Below are 15,876 nucleotides of genomic sequence, written 5' to 3'. Positions count from 1 at the left end.
CGATAAGCAATGTTCGTGGAACTCGTTTATGACAAAAGGAATTTTGATGGTCTGCCCGGCGCAAAAGATATTATTCTCGGCGAATTGACCAAGAGGGTTCATCGGATCTTCCCCGATGCTGAAGTTCGGGTTAAACCGATGATGACACTTCCGGCGATCAACACTGACGCCAGCAAGCATGAAAAAGAACAGATAAGCCGAACGGTTCAAGAAATGTTTGAAGAGGCTGAGATGTGGCTGGTTTCAGATTAAGCACCTTGAACCGTCATATTGCTTAAGTACCATCCGCTGTGACTGGCAATCATTCAATACTCGCACTATCGGACGTTTGCCGGTCGGCCGCAGCCATGCTCTTGCATACGGCATGGTTGCGGCAGTTCGCCACACCCTGCGTTTATCGCTCCCTGACATTGCTCGTTGATAGTTCAGAACTGAATTATCTGGCGGTGAACTACTCCACAATTTTCTTCAACGCTTCAATATCTGCTTTCAGCTGATTAATTTCTTCCTGTCCGGGACCATGTACCTTTATTCAATCGTTCGGTTCACAGTTTATTCTGGTCTGGTCACGGAGAGCAAAAATCTTACTACTCTATGAGTAGCATCGGTGCCAGATAGAACGCAGCTGTAAAACGTGCTGGTATTCGTCGCCGTAATCCGTACCATACGCGGCATACTTTTGCCTGCTGGCTGTAATCGGCTGGAGCGAACCCATCATTTATAGCTAATCAGATGGGGCATGAAAACGCGCAAATAGTGTACGACGTCTACAGTACATGGATTGAAGAAATGAATGACGATCGGGTTGCAATGTTGAATAACCAACTAGCCCTGTGATTGAAGTTTGCCCATTATATGCCCCTTTTGGTTTTTGAGAACGGTAAGAATGCAAGATAATCAACAAGTTACAAAGAAAGAACAATACAACCTGAACAAACTGCAAAAACGTCTGCGTCGTAACGTGGGCGAGGCCATTGCCGATTTCAATATGATCGAAGACGGCGATCGCATTATGGTGTGCCTTTCCGGCGGGAAAGACAGCTATACCATGCTGGAGATCCTGCGTAATTTGCAGCAAAGCGCCCCGATCAGTTTTTCCTTAGTTGCGGTTAATCTCGATCAAAAACAACCCGGTTTCCCGGAGCACATTCTGCCAGAGTATCTTGAACAGCTGGGCGTTGAGTATAAAATTGTTGAAGAAAACACCTACGGGATCGTCAAAGACAAAATCCCTGAAGGCAAAACGACCTGCTCGCTCTGCTCTCGCCTGCGTCGCGGCATTCTGTACCGTACGGCAACCGAGTTAGGTGCCACCAAGATTGCGCTCGGCCACCATCGCGACGACATCCTGCAAACGCTGTTTTTAAACATGTTCTACGGCGGGAAAATGAAAGGCATGCCGCCGAAGCTGATGAGTGATGACGGTAAGCACATCGTGATCCGCCCGCTGGCATACTGCCGTGAGAAAGATATCGAGCGTTTCTCCGAGGCGAAAGGTTTCCCGATTATTCCGTGCAATCTGTGCGGCTCACAGCCTAACCTGCAGCGTCAGGTCATTGCCGACATGCTGCGTGACTGGGACAAACGCTATCCAGGCCGCATTGAAACCATGTTCAGCGCAATGCAAAACGTTGTACCTTCACATCTGAGCGATATCAATCTGTTCGATTTTAAAGGCATTAAGCACGGCTCAGAGGTTGTGAACGGCGGTGATTTAGCGTTCGATCGTGAAGAGATCCCGCTGCAGCCTGCGGGCTGGCAGCCAGAAGAAGATGATGCTCAACTGGATGAATTACGCCTGAACGTGGTGGAAGTGAAGTAAGCGTCTGTCAGGCCTACAACGTGCATAAGCGCCTGTAGGCCTGATAAGCGGAGCGCCATCAGGCGCCCCAACGGGTAGTTATTTCAATAACCGGACCCGGCAAGTCTTGCCTTTAATCTTACCGTTTTGTAATTGCTTCCACGCCTTGTGCGCTACAGTCTGGCGGACGGCGACATAGACGTGTGCCGGATGAACAGCAATTTTGCCGATATCTGCGCCATCCAGACCAATATCACCGGTCAGAGCCCCCAGAACATCACCAGGACGCATTTTCGCTTTTTTACCACCATCAATGCATAACGTCGCCATCTCTGCTTCCAGCGGCAGGATTGAGCCGTTAACTGGCGCAGTTAGCCAATTCAGCTTCAGTTGCAGCATTTCAGAAAGGATGTTGGCACGCTGCGCTTCTTCCGGCGCACAGAAGCTAATCGCCAGACCGCTGTTGCCGGCACGCGCGGTACGTCCGATACGATGGACGTGGACTTCCGGATCCCACGCCAGTTCGAAGTTAACTACCAGCTCAAGTGATTTGATATCCAGGCCACGTGCGGCCACATCGGTTGCGACCAGGACGCGCGCGCTACCGTTGGCAAAACGAACCAGCGTCTGATCGCGATCGCGCTGTTCCAGGTCGCCATGTAATGACAGTGCGCTTTGCCCTGCCGCATTCAGTGCATCGCAAACGGCCTGACAATCTTTTTTGGTGTTACAAAAAACCACGCACGATGCGGGTTGATGCTGGCTGAGTAGCTTTTGCAGCAGCGGAATTTTTCCGTGGCTGGAGGTTTCGAAAAACTGCTGTTCAATCGCCGGTAACGCATCGACCGTATCAATTTCAATCGTTAATGGATTTTGCTGTACCCGGCCACTGATAGCAGCAATGGCTTCCGGCCAGGTTGCGGAAAACAGCAAAGTCTGACGTGACGCAGGCGCAAAGCGAATGACATCATCAATCGCATCGCTAAAGCCCATATCCAGCATGCGGTCGGCTTCATCCATAACCAGCGTATTCAGGGCATCCAGAGAAACGGTGCCTTTTTGCAGGTGGTCAAGTAAACGACCCGGTGTGGCAACAATAATATGTGGTGCATGTTGCAGGGAGTCACGCTGTGCGCCAAAGGGTTGCCCACCGCACAGCGTTAAGATCTTGGTGTTTGGCAGGAAGCGCGCTAAACGACGCAGTTCACCCGCCACCTGGTCGGCAAGCTCGCGCGTTGGGCACAGCACCAGAGACTGCGTCTGAAACAGCGCGGCATCAATATGCTGTAATAGCCCAAGACCAAAAGCAGCCGTTTTGCCACTGCCGGTTTTAGCCTGCACGCGAACATCTTTACCCGCCAGGATTGCCGGTAACGCAGCAGCCTGAACAGGCGTCATTTCAAGATAGCCCAGCTCGTTAAGATTCTCGAGTTGAGCAGCAGGTAAAACATTCAGGGTTGAAAAAGCGGTCACAATTTAATCTCGCGGTAAAAACTCACATTCAGCAGGCGCGTATCCTCGCAGATCTGTGCCCGTGATGCGACAATTTAATCGGTTCTTCATCCGGCGGCGGATCCGGCATGGGCTGCGGACGAGGTATGGGATCGGGAATGGGAACCGGATCGGTCGGTAGCGAATCAGTGTTCGACGTTGCAATCAGACAGGTCATATACCCCTCCAGTCATTCAGGTTGACTCTTTTAGGGTAGACGCTGATTTCCTGCAGGCAAAAAAAAGCCGACTAATCTAAGTCGGCGTCGTACGAATCAATTGTGCTATGCAGTAATTCAAAAAAGGAAGTAAGACAATATGGAGCGCAACGCCCATCGCTTGACGTTGCATTCACCTGCGAGAGAGATATTGCCCCGAATAGGTAGATGGTTTATTGACTTCGCTCAAAAATCAGGACGTTTTCATGCGCAAAAGCCACTAAAAAACGTTGTTGTTACAACCATTTACTACGGTGCAACCATAAAGTAACACCACCAATCAGGACCACTAACAGAATACAAAAAAGTGAGAAACCAAACTGCCAACCACCGCCGGGGATACCGCCGAGGTTAACGCCGAAAAGCCCGGTTAAAAATGTGCTGGGAAGAAAAACCATTGCCATCAATGACATTGTATACGTTCGGCGAGCCAGAGACTCCTGCATCACCTGCGCAATTTCATCCGCCATAATACCGGTCCGGGCAATACAGGCGTCTATTTCATCCAGCCCTCTCCCCAGCCTGTCAGCGATATCCTGCATCCGTCTCCGATGGTCGTCGGTCATCCAGGGTAAACGTTCACTCGCCAGACGGGCATAGACATCACGCTGTGGAGCCATATAACGGCGCATCACAATTAGCTGCTTACGCAGTAAAGCCAAAAAACCACGCGGTGGGATCTGCTGATCGAGCAGGTTATCTTCCAGATCAATAATCTTGTCGTGCAGCTGTTCGATAAATTCGCTGGCATGGTCGGTTAGCGCATCACAAACATCCACCAGCCAACTGCCACAATCAGCCGGTCCCGTCCCTTCCTGGAGATCGCTGACCACATCATCCAGCGCCAGCACTTTGCGCTGGCGGGTTGAGACAATCAGACGTTCATCCATATATAAACGCATCGCCACAAGTTGGTCAGGACGTTCGTCGGTGCTGCCGTTAATACAGCGTAGTGTAATCAGCGTACCTTCCCCGACTCTACTGACGCGTGGGCGTGTACTTTCGCCTGCCAGCGCATCACGCACATTGTTGGGAAGAAGAGGTGTTGTCGCCAACCATTGGGCACTTTCAGGATGAGTGTAATTAAGGTGTAGCCAGCAGGGATGCTGACTATCAATTACATCATTATCGCTCAGCGGTTTTACTCCACCTCGACCATCCAGCAGCCAGGCAAACACGGCATCCGGCACATTAACATCCGTTCCCTTAATGGCTTCCACAGCGCCTCCACAAACATTCAGCTTTTTTCGTTAGTCTAGCTGTCAGAATATGTTAAGCAATATCTCATTGTCCCATTGTGCTGAAATGATTCATAAAAGTCTCTGATAACAGGAAAAGCTCTGACGAATACGACGCTTGCTTCGAGATACCCGGTTAAGCCCGCTGCCATCTCGCTGACTCAAGAGTGTTACTTAAGCGAAATTTATGTGTCCGCGACTGGAGATCAATCACCTGGTTTTTCAGGATACCCGAGGAATCAGAAAGCTCATCAACCATAATGGCATTACTTTGGGTTACATTCTCCAGTTCGGCCAGTGCATGAGTAATTCTGATAATTCCTTTCTCCTGTTCCTGTGTAGTGGTTAATATCTCGCCCATCAGTTGGTTTAATTGACCGGCACCACCGACAATATCATGCATATTTTTTTCTGCTTCACGCACAATAGCTGCACCTTGCTGAACATTTTGATGGGTTTGCGCAATCAGCTGCTTAATATTCTTAGCAGCATCCGCACTACGGTGTGCAAGCATTCTGACCTCACCGGCCACCACGGAAAAACCTTTGCCATGTTCACCGGCCCTCGCCGCTTCCACGGCAGCATTCAATGCCAGAATATTTGTCTGGAATGCGATACCATCAATTAGCGTAATAATTTCCGTCATCTGCTGTGCACATTCGGTGATTGAACGCATATTTGTCGCAACCTGCACCATTAATTCGCCACCCTGAATGGCACATTGCGTGGCAACTGTTGCCTGGACGCTGGCGATCTGCGTGTTGTCAGCATTATTTCGCGTATTAACGGCTATTTCATCCATATTAGCAGCCGTCTGCATCAATGCTCCGGATTGTTGTTCCGTTTTCACTGAAAGCTCGGCGCTGCGTTCCGCAAGCTGTTCAGAGAGCGCCATCGCCGTTTGTGAGGATGTTCGGATCTCATTAACGAGTGTTGAAATATTACTCGATAAACTATTGATGCCCGGTATTAGTCTACCTGCACAATTATTACCAAACTCTGGAATACTGATCGCCAGATTCCCAGACGTCACTTCCTCAATGCTCCTTTTTACCGTATTGATCGGCATGACCAGGTATTTCGTCATATACCACCATAAGCATAATATAGAAATAACGCTTACCACATTTGTACCAATTATAATTTCCGGCGCGGCCGAGAAAATCATCTCAACAATATTGAGAGCAACTGCCGAAATGAGCAGAAATAAAATAATAAAGGTTCTGACGCTAATATCATTTAACATTTTAGTCCTGTGCACAAAGAAATCATGTAGATATTATTTTTTATAGCACCTGCAATGCAGAATGCCATTGCTCTGCGACGAAAGCTGCACTTTCAATGAGAACCTGCAATCCTTTTACTTAAGGCAAGAAATTACACCCTTCATTCCTGTTAGCTCAGTGTTTTATTCCATCAAATGGCTGTGATGGCGCCAGTCATCAGGTTATTGTGATGACAAGCACATGGAGAGCATAAAACACACAGAACTATAAATTTGGTGAATGTTTATATAAGTAATGGCTCGTTATTTTCACTATCTTCCTGTTTCCTCTAATACCAGTGTAAAAACATAAGAACATTCCCGGTTTTATCATGTTAACTGGACAAAACCTGCTAGATTTATTACCACGGCTTTTTTTCGATAGGTAGTATGATGTTGAACGTGTCGTGGGACCCTGTATTGATTGGGATTTCCTTTGTTGTCGCGTTTATTGCCTCTTTTATTGCTCTCGATAGTGCGGGCAAGGTGGCAATCTCCAATCGACGTGAATCAACCTTCTGGCGCCTGTCTGGCGGGGCTACGCTAGGGATGGGTATTTGGTCAATGCATTTTATCGGTATGCTGGCCATGAAAATGAGTATGCCGATCAATTACCATTTTTCGCTCACGGCATTTTCTTTCTTTATTGCGCTCATTTCTGCAACTCTCGCCATTAATATCGCCATTTCCGGTAATACGCTTTCAACAAAACGATTAGTCGTAGCCACAGGAATATTAAGCGCCGGTGTCGTCACCATGCACTACGTTGGCATGTATGCCATCATTGAGCATGTTGCCATCCTATGGAGTCATTCGCTGATACTGCTCTCAGTGATGATTGCCATCGTTGCATCTGGTGTGGGTTTGTGGCTGGCGTTTCATTTACGCCAAAATACCCGTCGAGCCCTGATCAATCGGCTTGTCGCCGCCCTTATTATGGCGCTGGCGATTGCCTCTATGCATTACACCGGGATGGGAGCGGCAACATTCACCCATTTTGGACACACGGTACACAATGGACTCAGCACACTGGAACTCTCTGTCTGGGTCTGCGCCGTCACGCTGGTTATTTTGGGTATCATGCTGGTGGTGTCGATGGTGGATTCGCAACTGCGTACCTCCCGACTGGCAGACAACTTACATCAACTTAACTGCCAGCTTGAGCATCAGGTCCACTTCGACGCACTTACCGGACTTGCCAATCGCACACAGATAGATGCCTGCTTACAGGCCTGTCTGCAGCATTCCAAACTGCATCAGCATCAATTTGCTCTGGTATTCATCGATCTCGATCGCTTCAAAGTCGTTAACGATACCTGGGGACATCACATCGGCGATCAGTTGCTGATCGCCAGTACGCAGCGAATCTACAGCTGCCTTGATGACACCATGACGCTGGCGAGGCTGGGGGGAGATGAGTTTATTCTTCTGGTTCCTGACTGTAATAAAGAGGATATCACCGCTCTGCTGACCCGGATTGCGGCTGCGATTGGTGATCCTTTCACGCTGTTTGGGTACACCATTCGGGTTTCGTTAAGTGCGGGAAGCAGTATTTATCCTGAGCATGGTTCCACGTTGCATGAGTTAAAAGTAAAGGCTGATATGGCGATGTATCATGTCAAACAGGCTGGCAGAAACGGTTGGGCTATTTATAGCCCGGAAATGGAAGCTATCGCCGATACACCGCCGACATTTTTACAGGAACTGTCACAAGCACTGGAACACGATCAATTTGAGCTTTGGTACCAACCCAAATACACCGCCGGGGATCATTCCCTGACCGGTTTTGAAGCGTTATTACGCTGGCATCACCCGGAACGCGGCATGCTGTTACCCGCAGAGTTTCTGCCTGCGCTAGAAGAGACAGGCCTTATCATTCCGGTCGGGAAATGGGTTATCCAGCAGGCATGCCAGCAGTTACATCAATGGAAGTTACAGGGCCATGCGGAATGGACCCTCGCCGTTAATCTTTCCCCTTCCCAGTTTGAACAACATGACATCGTTGATGTGGTTTGCAGCGCCCTTGCACAATATCAACTATCACCTGCATATCTCACGCTGGAATTGACTGAAAGTACAGCACTTAAAAATTTAAAACGTAGCGCTGAAGTCTTAAATGCATTTTCAGCTTTAGGGATCACCGTTTCTATTGATGATTTCGGTACCGGTTATTCAAATATATTGATGTTGAAGTCTCTTCCGGCACGGGAATTAAAAATTGACAGAGTATTTGTCAAAGACATCAGCGAGAACAGCAAAAATACAAAGATTGTGTCTACTATTATTGACATAGCCCACTCCATGAATATGCAAGTGGTGGCTGAAGGAATAGAGACCCAGGAGCAGGAAATACTCCTGACCCAGATGGGATGTGGCGTGCTGCAAGGTTTCTTGTTTGCAAAACCGTTGCCTGCGCATCAGATCCATGAATTGATTCCAACGGAAAGTAACATTAAGCAGCAGCGAATCGTACAGTCTTTGTCTCCTCAACAATCAATAACATTATGAGACTGTAATATAAAAAACAGATGCCATTAAACGGGCAACACAGCAGATAAAGATAACGGGATTATCGATGAGCACAACCGAGCTGCATTCACTGGATTTATTAACCCTGCCGGTGTGGATTGTTTCGCCGCATACCGAAGAACTGGTGTTCGCTAATACCGTTGCACGGGAACTGATGCAGGCCCCCTGCTTTTCTCTACTCCGCAAGGGCATATTTTCAACTCATGCCCAAAATGATTTAACCATGTATCTCAGCGATTTGAGAAATCATCACGACATTGTAGAAATCCTTACGGTTTGCCGCGAAGGTGAAGACGTCGCGATGGCCAGCCGCCTGTCCATCCGCTCTCTGCCGGAATCAGGTGACGTTATTCTTTTCGAAGGCATTGAAACACCGACTTCACAAGGTCTGAAAGCGAGCCGTTCAGCGAATTATCAGCGAAAAAAACAGGGATTTTACGCGCGTTTTTTCCAGACTAACTCGGCCCCAATGTTGCTTATCGATCCGTCCCGTGATGGGCTTATCGTTGATGCAAATCTCAGTGCACTAAATTTTTATGGCTATAGCCATGATACGATGTGTCAGAAACATACATGGGAAATCAATACGCTGGGCCGTCATATACTCCCGGTGATGCATGAAATCGCCCATCTTCCCGGTGGCCATAAACCTTTGCATTTTGTGCATAAACTGGCAGACGGCACATCCCGTCACGTACAAACCTACGCCGGGCCAATCGAAATCTACGGTAATAAGCTCATGCTGTGCATTATTCATGATATTACCGAGCAAAAACGGCTGGAACAGGAGCTTGAGCGTGCGGCCCTGCGTGACGCCTTAACGGGATTGCTTAACCGCCGACATTTTTATCAGGTAACCGAGCCGGAACAGACCCACGCGATGTCATTGACACAGGATTACAGCCTGCTGTTGATCGACACCGATCGCTTTAAAAGCATTAACGATCTTTTTGGTCATTTAAAAGGTGATGAGGTACTTTGCGCTCTGGCACGCACACTTGAATCCTGTGCAAGAAAGGATGATCTGATTTTTCGCTGGGGAGGTGAAGAATTTGTGCTGCTGCTGCCGCGAACCTCGTTAGATATTGCCCTCAATCTCGCAGAAGTGATACGGGCGACGGTGGCCAAAGTGACTCTCCCGGGCCTTCCCCGCTTTACCGTCAGCATTGGCGTAGCTCGGCACGAAACAAATGAAAGCATCGATGAGTTATTCAAACGCGTTGACGACGCGTTGTACAAAGCCAAGAACGAAGGCAGGAACAGAGTGCTGGCCGCCTGATGTTTACGTCGTTCAGCGACTGCGTTTAGCGTGACGCTCCCAGTTGTCCTGTTTTGCCTGTGCGGTTTTACGCAATGCCACATAACATGCCCCGCTGCCGCCGTGATGCGGCAGTGCGGCGCAGTATGCTTGCACGTCGTCAAATTCCATCAACCAGCGCGCCACGTAGCTGCGAACAATATTGGCATGGGAGTTATCGTCACGTCCCTTGCCGTGTATCACCAGCACGTTACGCAACCCTTCCTGCTGCGCCTGCAGAATAAAGCTAAAGAGCATCTGGCGACATGTTTCAACAGGTTGGCGAATAAGATTAAGGCTCGCCTGCTGCGGGTATTTTCCGTTTCGCAGCTTGTCAGTCACGCCGTTCTGTAAACCTTCGCGACGAAACTCGAGCGGCACATTCAACGGGACAATATCGAGAAATCCCGTCGAGAGATAATTATCCAGTTGTAGCGTATCGATACGCGCCGGAGTGCGAAGATTGCGCATGGGCTGCCAGTGCACATCTGCATGGTGTTTCAGCGGTTGAACATCCCCCATTGCGTCAAGAAACAGCGATGCATCATCAAGGTTCATGTTTCATCCTCCAGCGTATTGCGACGGGCATTATCATAACCGCGCACTATTATACCGACAACTGTACCGGTAACGGTTTACGATTATTTCCAATAATTAACCGGATCCTCCGCGCTGAACCGATCTACCCACGACAAGTTGATATCCGTTTTTAGGGGTATAGCTGCGACGGTCACTGGCGTGATAATGTGTAGCCTCGCTTGAATGCTGTAATGAGAGAAACGGATGCTTAACTTACTGGAAGACACCATCGACACGCCGCTGGGCCCGCTGTGGGTTATTTGTGATGAGCAATTTCGCCTGCGCGCAGTGGAATGGGATCAGCACAGCGATCGCATGGAACAATTGCTTGATATTCATTACCGTACTGAAGGTTATCAGCGCATTGCCGCCAAAAATCCTGGTGGATTAAGCGACAAACTCTCTGAATATTTTGCCGGAAACCTCAGCATCATTGACACGCTGGAAACGGCAACCGCTGGGACGCCTTTCCAGCGTGAAGTCTGGCAAGCATTACGCACTATCCCCTGCGGGCAGATCATGCATTATGGTCAGTTGGCCGAACAGTTGGGGCGCCCCGGCGCTGCAAGAGCCGTCGGCGCAGCTAATGGCTCCAATCCAGTAAGCATTGTGGTCCCCTGTCATCGCGTCATTGGACGTAACGGCACCATGACCGGATATGCTGGCGGTGTACAACGAAAAGAGTGGTTATTGCGCCACGAAGGTTATTTGCTACTCTAGATTCCAGGCAATTAATGCCTTATTCATCACACTTCCGCATAATGCGACCCCAAATTAAGTGTGGTTAATCAAGCAGATACAAACATTCGCTCCAGTTATGCCTGAATTATTCTCTATTGGGAGTAGCTCAGGCTTACGTGCTCACCAAAAAGATGTTAAAATTGACAAATATCAATTACGGCTTGAGCAGACCTATGATCCCGGAAAAGCGAATTATACGGCGCATTCAGTCTGGCGGTTGTGCTATCCATTGCCAGGATTGCAGCATCAGCCAGCTTTGCATCCCGTTCACACTTAACGAGCATGAGCTTGACCAGCTCGATAACATCATCGAGCGCAAAAAGCCTATCCAAAAAGGGCAGACGCTCTTTAAAGCAGGTGATGAGCTTAAATCACTCTACGCTATCCGCTCCGGAACGATAAAAAGCTATACCATTACCGAACAAGGCGATGAGCAAATTACCGGTTTCCATCTGGCGGGTGACCTGGTAGGTTTTGACGCCATTGGCAGCGGCCATCACCCGAGCTTTGCTCAGGCGTTGGAAACCTCAATGGTATGCGAAATTCCTTTCGAAACCCTTGATGACCTGTCCGGTAAGATGCCGAACCTGCGTCAGCAGATGATGCGTCTGATGAGTGGCGAAATCAAAGGCGACCAGGATATGATCCTGTTGCTGTCGAAGAAAAACGCTGAAGAGCGCCTGGCGGCCTTTATCTACAATCTGTCTCGTCGCTTCGCCCAGCGTGGGTTCTCGCCTCGTGAATTCCGCCTGACCATGACCCGTGGCGACATTGGTAACTACCTCGGTCTGACGGTTGAAACCATCAGCCGCCTGCTGGGTCGTTTCCAGAAAAGCGGCATGCTGGCGGTGAAAGGCAAATATATCACTATTGAGAACAGCGACGCGCTGGCAGTTCTTGCCGGCCACACGCGTAACGTTGCGTAATCTTTCCGCAAGCCTCTCTGTTATCCTTCTGTCAAATCGCTAAATTTTCCCGATTTATTGATCTGGCAGGAGGTTATTCCCTGTTTCAAACCACATTATTGGGTTACTCTTTTAGTTACAAACTGCGATGACAGTTGTAAGGAGACCCTGTATGGCTATGTATAAAAATATGCTGGTCGTCATCGACCCTAACCAGGACGATCAACCAGCATTACGGCGAGCTGTTTATTTGCATCAACGGATTGGTGGCAAAATTAAAGCCTTTTTGCCGATCTATGACTTTTCCTATGAGATGACTACCCTGCTGTCGCCTGATGAGCGTACGGCAATGCGTCAGGGGGTCATCAGCCAGCGAACTGCATGGATACGTGAACAAGCGAAATACTACATCGAAGCAGGGATCCCTCTGGAGATTAAAGTGGTCTGGCATAACCGACCCTTTGAAGCCATCATCCAGGAAGTCATCAGTGCCAGGCATGATCTGGTCCTCAAGATGGCGCACCAACACGACCGCCTCGAAGCCGTAATATTTACGCCAACCGACTGGCATTTATTGCGTAAATGTCCAAGTCCGGTATGGATGGTGAAAGACCAGCCATGGCCTGAAGGGGGTAAAGCACTGGTTGCCGTAAACCTCGCCAGTGAAGAGGCTTATCACAACGCGCTCAATGAAAAACTGGTCAAAGAGACGCTACAGCTTGCAGAACAGGTTAACCATACCGAAGTGCATCTGGTTGGCGCCTACCCTGTCACACCAATCAACATCGCGATTGAACTGCCTGAATTTGATCCCAGCGTTTATAACGACGCAATCCGTGGACAGCATCTGCTGGCCATGAAGGCGCTACGCCAGAAATTCAGTATTGATGAGAAAGTGACGCACGTTGAAAAAGGCTTACCTGAAGAGGTCATTCCTGATTTAGCCGAGCACTTGCAGGCGGGTATTGTGGTATTGGGGACCGTCGGACGTACCGGTATTTCTGCTGCGTTTCTTGGTAATACCGCGGAACAGGTTATCGATCATCTACGCTGTGACCTGCTGGTCATCAAGCCGGATGAATATCAAACGCCAGTTGAACTGGACGACGAAGAAGACGATTAACCACACAATGAAATGCCGGATGGCGATATCATCCGGCATTTTAAACGCCTAGTGTTGCTCCTCACCGCCGAGGAAATAGATACCAAGCGGGATAGCCAACAGAATCGTAAACACCATGCTGTAGACACAAATCATTGCAGATTGAATGGCGTACATTGAAGCGGTCCAGTCGGATAGCGGAATGTCATATTGTTCAATAACGCCACCGATCGTCGCTCGCGTCACGACCGACGCTGCGATAATAAACACTCCAAGCAGGCACAACAGAAACTTCCGTCCCTTCGCTGTTTTCAGCTTAGCCATGATCATAGTACTGTCCTTTTGCAAATGAAAAACCTTGTTACTTTGCGCTAACAATACCATGACATCAACTGACTGTCTGCTACATAAACCGCATGCAGGGTTGACGTCAACGTTATTTCGCTGAAAATAGCGCTGATTGCATTATTTATCTCTCCTTTTGATTAATGATCTGACCGCCTTAACTGAGTAAAATATCTGGGGATTAGGATGTCAGATGATATTTAGCTAACACGGAGTTGCCAGGAAGAATCATGATCGCTGAACTGTTTATGAATAATGCGTTTAATTTGACGGTAATTCTTAGCTGCTGTGCCGCGCTGGTCCTGATGAGCGTCTGGTATCATCGTGGAGAGCGTCGCTGCAAAGGATTCATATTTCATGCCGCACAATTTTTCGTCTATGCCATTATCATTGGGACGTTTGGCAGCATTGCTAATAACGTTATCGAAAGTTACAGCCTGAAATTTATCTCCCCCAGCGTGGTCGACTTTATCTGCACCTCGTTGATTGCGTTGATCCTGACCATCAAACTTTTTCTGGTGATTAATCAGTTTGAAAAGACGCAGATTAATAAAGGCAGAGATATCACCAGCGCGAGGATCCTGTCGCGTATCATCAAGATTACCATCGTGGTTGCCATCATTTTACTGTATGGCGAACACTTCGGTATGAGCTTATCCGGCCTGTTAACCTTTGGCGGTATTGGCGGTATCGCAGTGGGTATGGCGGGGAAAGATATTCTGAGCAACTTTTTCTCAGGCATTATGCTCTATTTCGACAGACCGTTTAGCATAGGCGATTGGATCCGCTCCCCGGACCGCAATATTGAAGGCACGGTAGCAGAAATTGGCTGGCGAATGACTAAAATAAACACCTTCGACCATCGTCCGTTGTATGTGCCAAACTCGATTTTCTCCTCCATCAGCGTAGAAAACCCAGGGCGCATGACCAACCGGCGAATTAAAACGGTGATCGGGTTACGATATGAGGATGCCGATAAAGTCGGTGCCGTTGTCGAGTCGGTCAGAGAAATGCTGCAAAACCATCCTGGAATAGACCAGAAACAAACTCTGTTGGTCTATTTTAATGAATTTGCCGATTCATCGTTGAATATCATGGTGTATTGCTTCACGAAAACCACCGTCTGGAAGGAATGGCTCGCGGTACAGCAAGACGTTTATTTAAAGATTATCACGATAGTCCAGGCAAACGGCGCCGACTTTGCATTCCCCAGCCAGACGCTGTATATGGATAATCCTGAATCATCGCCATTGACACACTAACAAAAGAAAAGACGCGGAAATCCGCGTCTTTTTTGTACTTATTTCAATGAGGAAATATCAATTACAAAGCGGTATTTCACATCGCTTTTCAACATCCGCTGCCAGGCACGATTAATATCCTGAATATCGATCACTTCGACATCAGCGGTAATACCATGCTGACCGCAAAAATCCATCATCTCCTGCGTTTCGGCAATGCCGCCGATAACTGAACCCGCCACAGACCTACGCCCAAGGATCAGGGGAACCGTATTCAAGAACGGATCCAACGCACCAAGATAACCAACCAGCACCAGCGTACCGCTTAGCGCCAGGGTTGGGATATAAGGGTTCAGGTCATGAACGTAGGGCACAGTATCGATAATCAGATCAAACTGATTCGCTGTCGCTTTCATCTGTTCACTGTCTGTGGAAAGCACAACGTGACTGGCACCCAAACGTCTGGCATCAGCTTCTTTGCCCGGTGAACGCGTAAACAGCGTAACTTCCGCGCCCAGCGCATTTGCAAGTTTGATTGCCATATGTCCGAGTCCACCCAGACCGACAACCGCGACTTTACTGCCCTCACCTACCTGCCAGTGGCGCAGAGGCGACCATGTTGTGATCCCGGCGCAAAGCAGCGGCGCCGCACCGCGTAAATCGATCCCTTCAGGGACCTTCACCACAAACTTTTCGGTAACGACAATTTTGTCAGAATAGCCGCCGAAAGTAGGCAGACCGTCATGACGGTCGATATCGTTATACGTTAGCGTGTTACCTTCTTCGCAATACTGCTCTAGCCCCTGCTCGCAGGCGCTACAGTGTTGACACGAATCAACCATGCAGCCGACCCCTGCGAGATCGCCCACTTTGAATTTTGTTACCGACTTACCAACATGCACCACGCGGCCAATGATCTCATGCCCTGGTACCATCGGATATTTAGCACCGCCCCAATCGTTGTAGGCGTTGTGAATATCCGAGTGGCATACACCGCTGTATAAAATATCGATAACCACATCATCTTCACGCGGATCGCGACGAACAAAATTATGGGGGACTAAATCTTCTTTCACCGCCAGAGCAGCATAACCCTTCACATTCATGACCATTGAGATCTCCTCAG

The 15,876-nt window shown here is 48.8% G+C and carries 15 protein-coding genes and 1 pseudogene; 9 read left to right on the top strand and 7 right to left on the bottom strand.

Annotation, left to right across the window (positions count from 1 at the left end):
- Window positions 1–9: 9 nt before the first annotated feature.
- From OGY17_RS11120 to ttcA, 3 genes and pseudogenes are all read left to right on the top strand, one after another.
- The gene (locus OGY17_RS11120) at window positions 10–252 is read left to right on the top strand and encodes a DinI family protein (RefSeq protein ID WP_100272395.1); all 243 of its coding nucleotides are present in this window, start codon (window positions 10–12) and stop codon (window positions 250–252) included.
- A 315-nt stretch (window positions 253–567) separates the two neighbouring features.
- Window positions 568–837: pseudogene (locus OGY17_RS11115) on the top strand (tyrosine-type recombinase/integrase); the annotation flags it as partial.
- A 49-nt stretch (window positions 838–886) separates the two neighbouring features.
- Window positions 887–1,822: a tRNA 2-thiocytidine(32) synthetase TtcA gene (gene ttcA, locus OGY17_RS11110; RefSeq protein WP_048223931.1), complete on the top strand. Its 936-nt coding sequence runs from the start codon at window positions 887–889 to the stop codon at window positions 1,820–1,822.
- 78 nt (window positions 1,823–1,900) lie between these two features.
- Here the strand turns inward: ttcA and dbpA are convergent, their stop codons facing one another.
- From dbpA to OGY17_RS11090, 4 genes are all read right to left on the bottom strand, one after another.
- Window positions 1,901–3,274 (bottom strand): ATP-dependent RNA helicase DbpA, encoded by a 1,374-nt coding sequence (dbpA, locus tag OGY17_RS11105; protein WP_234103839.1) that lies wholly within the window; start codon window positions 3,272–3,274, stop codon window positions 1,901–1,903.
- Between the two features lie 28 nt (window positions 3,275–3,302).
- Window positions 3,303–3,470 carry a proline-rich small protein YnaL gene (gene ynaL, locus OGY17_RS11100; RefSeq protein ID WP_095533097.1) on the bottom strand — a complete coding sequence of 56 codons (168 nt, stop codon included), beginning with the start codon at window positions 3,468–3,470 and terminating at the stop codon, window positions 3,303–3,305.
- Between the two features lie 275 nt (window positions 3,471–3,745).
- Window positions 3,746–4,729: a zinc transporter ZntB gene (gene zntB, locus OGY17_RS11095; RefSeq protein WP_003833215.1), complete on the bottom strand. Its 984-nt coding sequence runs from the start codon at window positions 4,727–4,729 to the stop codon at window positions 3,746–3,748.
- Window positions 4,730–4,883: 154 nt separating this feature from the next.
- Complete coding sequence (locus OGY17_RS11090) at window positions 4,884–5,993, bottom strand: methyl-accepting chemotaxis protein (protein ID WP_103285283.1); 1,110 nt, start codon at window positions 5,991–5,993, stop codon at window positions 4,884–4,886.
- A gap of 411 nt (window positions 5,994–6,404) precedes the next feature.
- Between OGY17_RS11090 and OGY17_RS11085 the strand changes: the two genes are divergently transcribed.
- A complete protein-coding gene (locus tag OGY17_RS11085) occupies window positions 6,405–8,519 on the top strand; it encodes a putative bifunctional diguanylate cyclase/phosphodiesterase (protein WP_111465508.1) in 2,115 nt (704 codons plus the stop codon).
- 67 nt (window positions 8,520–8,586) lie between these two features.
- Window positions 8,587–9,819, top strand: coding sequence for a GGDEF domain-containing protein (locus OGY17_RS11080; protein ID WP_008784893.1), 1,233 nt, complete (start codon window positions 8,587–8,589; stop codon window positions 9,817–9,819).
- 12 nt (window positions 9,820–9,831) lie between these two features.
- On the opposite strand, the gene smrA is transcribed toward OGY17_RS11080, so the two are convergent.
- Entirely contained in the window at window positions 9,832–10,395 is a 564-nt protein-coding gene (gene smrA / locus OGY17_RS11075; RefSeq protein ID WP_286607220.1) for a DNA endonuclease SmrA, read from the bottom strand.
- Between the two features lie 225 nt (window positions 10,396–10,620).
- Here smrA and ogt point away from each other — a divergent pair, with 225 nt between their 5' ends.
- The 3 genes from ogt (at window position 10,621) to uspE (ending at window position 13,185) form a co-directional block, all read left to right on the top strand.
- A complete protein-coding gene (ogt, locus tag OGY17_RS11070) occupies window positions 10,621–11,136 on the top strand; it encodes a methylated-DNA--[protein]-cysteine S-methyltransferase (protein WP_048235291.1) in 516 nt (171 codons plus the stop codon).
- A gap of 194 nt (window positions 11,137–11,330) precedes the next feature.
- Entirely contained in the window at window positions 11,331–12,083 is a 753-nt protein-coding gene (gene fnr / locus OGY17_RS11065; RefSeq protein WP_003020397.1) for a fumarate/nitrate reduction transcriptional regulator Fnr, read from the top strand.
- Window positions 12,084–12,234: 151 nt separating this feature from the next.
- Window positions 12,235–13,185 carry a universal stress protein UspE gene (gene uspE / locus OGY17_RS11060; protein ID WP_003833229.1) on the top strand — a complete coding sequence of 317 codons (951 nt, stop codon included), beginning with the start codon at window positions 12,235–12,237 and terminating at the stop codon, window positions 13,183–13,185.
- A gap of 48 nt (window positions 13,186–13,233) precedes the next feature.
- Here uspE and OGY17_RS11055 read toward each other — a convergent pair whose 3' ends face one another.
- Complete coding sequence (locus OGY17_RS11055; RefSeq protein WP_003020403.1) at window positions 13,234–13,494, bottom strand: DUF2534 family protein; 261 nt, start codon at window positions 13,492–13,494, stop codon at window positions 13,234–13,236.
- A 245-nt stretch (window positions 13,495–13,739) separates the two neighbouring features.
- On the opposite strand from OGY17_RS11055, the gene OGY17_RS11050 reads away from it, so the two are divergent.
- Complete coding sequence (locus OGY17_RS11050) at window positions 13,740–14,771, top strand: mechanosensitive ion channel family protein (protein ID WP_071446301.1); 1,032 nt, start codon at window positions 13,740–13,742, stop codon at window positions 14,769–14,771.
- 38 nt (window positions 14,772–14,809) lie between these two features.
- On the opposite strand, the gene OGY17_RS11045 is transcribed toward OGY17_RS11050, so the two are convergent.
- A complete protein-coding gene (locus tag OGY17_RS11045) occupies window positions 14,810–15,862 on the bottom strand; it encodes an NAD(P)-dependent alcohol dehydrogenase (protein WP_032943579.1) in 1,053 nt (350 codons plus the stop codon).
- Between the last annotated feature and the right edge of the window lie 14 nt (window positions 15,863–15,876).

The organism is Citrobacter sp. Cpo126, assembly GCF_030332445.1.
GTDB lineage: Bacteria > Pseudomonadota > Gammaproteobacteria > Enterobacterales > Enterobacteriaceae > Citrobacter > Citrobacter portucalensis.
Note: the sequence above shows the minus strand (reverse complement) of the source record. Positions and strands in the feature narration are given on the sequence as shown.

Excerpts from the sequence above, each read along its gene's own strand:
- OGY17_RS11120 (WP_100272395.1), top strand. The coding sequence starts at position 10 with ATGTTCGTGGAACTCGTTTATGACAAAAGGAATTTTGATGGTCTGCCC.
- ttcA (WP_048223931.1), top strand. The coding sequence starts at position 887 with ATGCAAGATAATCAACAAGTTACAAAGAAAGAACAATACAACCTGAAC.
- ynaL (WP_095533097.1), bottom strand. The coding sequence starts at position 3,470 with ATGACCTGTCTGATTGCAACGTCGAACACTGATTCGCTACCGACCGAT.
- OGY17_RS11090 (WP_103285283.1), bottom strand. The coding sequence starts at position 5,993 with ATGTTAAATGATATTAGCGTCAGAACCTTTATTATTTTATTTCTGCTC.
- OGY17_RS11085 (WP_111465508.1), top strand. The coding sequence starts at position 6,405 with ATGTTGAACGTGTCGTGGGACCCTGTATTGATTGGGATTTCCTTTGTT.
- OGY17_RS11080 (WP_008784893.1), top strand. The coding sequence starts at position 8,587 with ATGAGCACAACCGAGCTGCATTCACTGGATTTATTAACCCTGCCGGTG.
- smrA (WP_286607220.1), bottom strand. The coding sequence starts at position 10,395 with ATGAACCTTGATGATGCATCGCTGTTTCTTGACGCAATGGGGGATGTT.
- ogt (WP_048235291.1), top strand. The coding sequence starts at position 10,621 with ATGCTTAACTTACTGGAAGACACCATCGACACGCCGCTGGGCCCGCTG.
- fnr (WP_003020397.1), top strand. The coding sequence starts at position 11,331 with ATGATCCCGGAAAAGCGAATTATACGGCGCATTCAGTCTGGCGGTTGT.
- uspE (WP_003833229.1), top strand. The coding sequence starts at position 12,235 with ATGGCTATGTATAAAAATATGCTGGTCGTCATCGACCCTAACCAGGAC.
- OGY17_RS11055 (WP_003020403.1), bottom strand. The coding sequence starts at position 13,494 with ATGATCATGGCTAAGCTGAAAACAGCGAAGGGACGGAAGTTTCTGTTG.
- OGY17_RS11050 (WP_071446301.1), top strand. The coding sequence starts at position 13,740 with ATGATCGCTGAACTGTTTATGAATAATGCGTTTAATTTGACGGTAATT.
- OGY17_RS11045 (WP_032943579.1), bottom strand. The coding sequence starts at position 15,862 with ATGGTCATGAATGTGAAGGGTTATGCTGCTCTGGCGGTGAAAGAAGAT.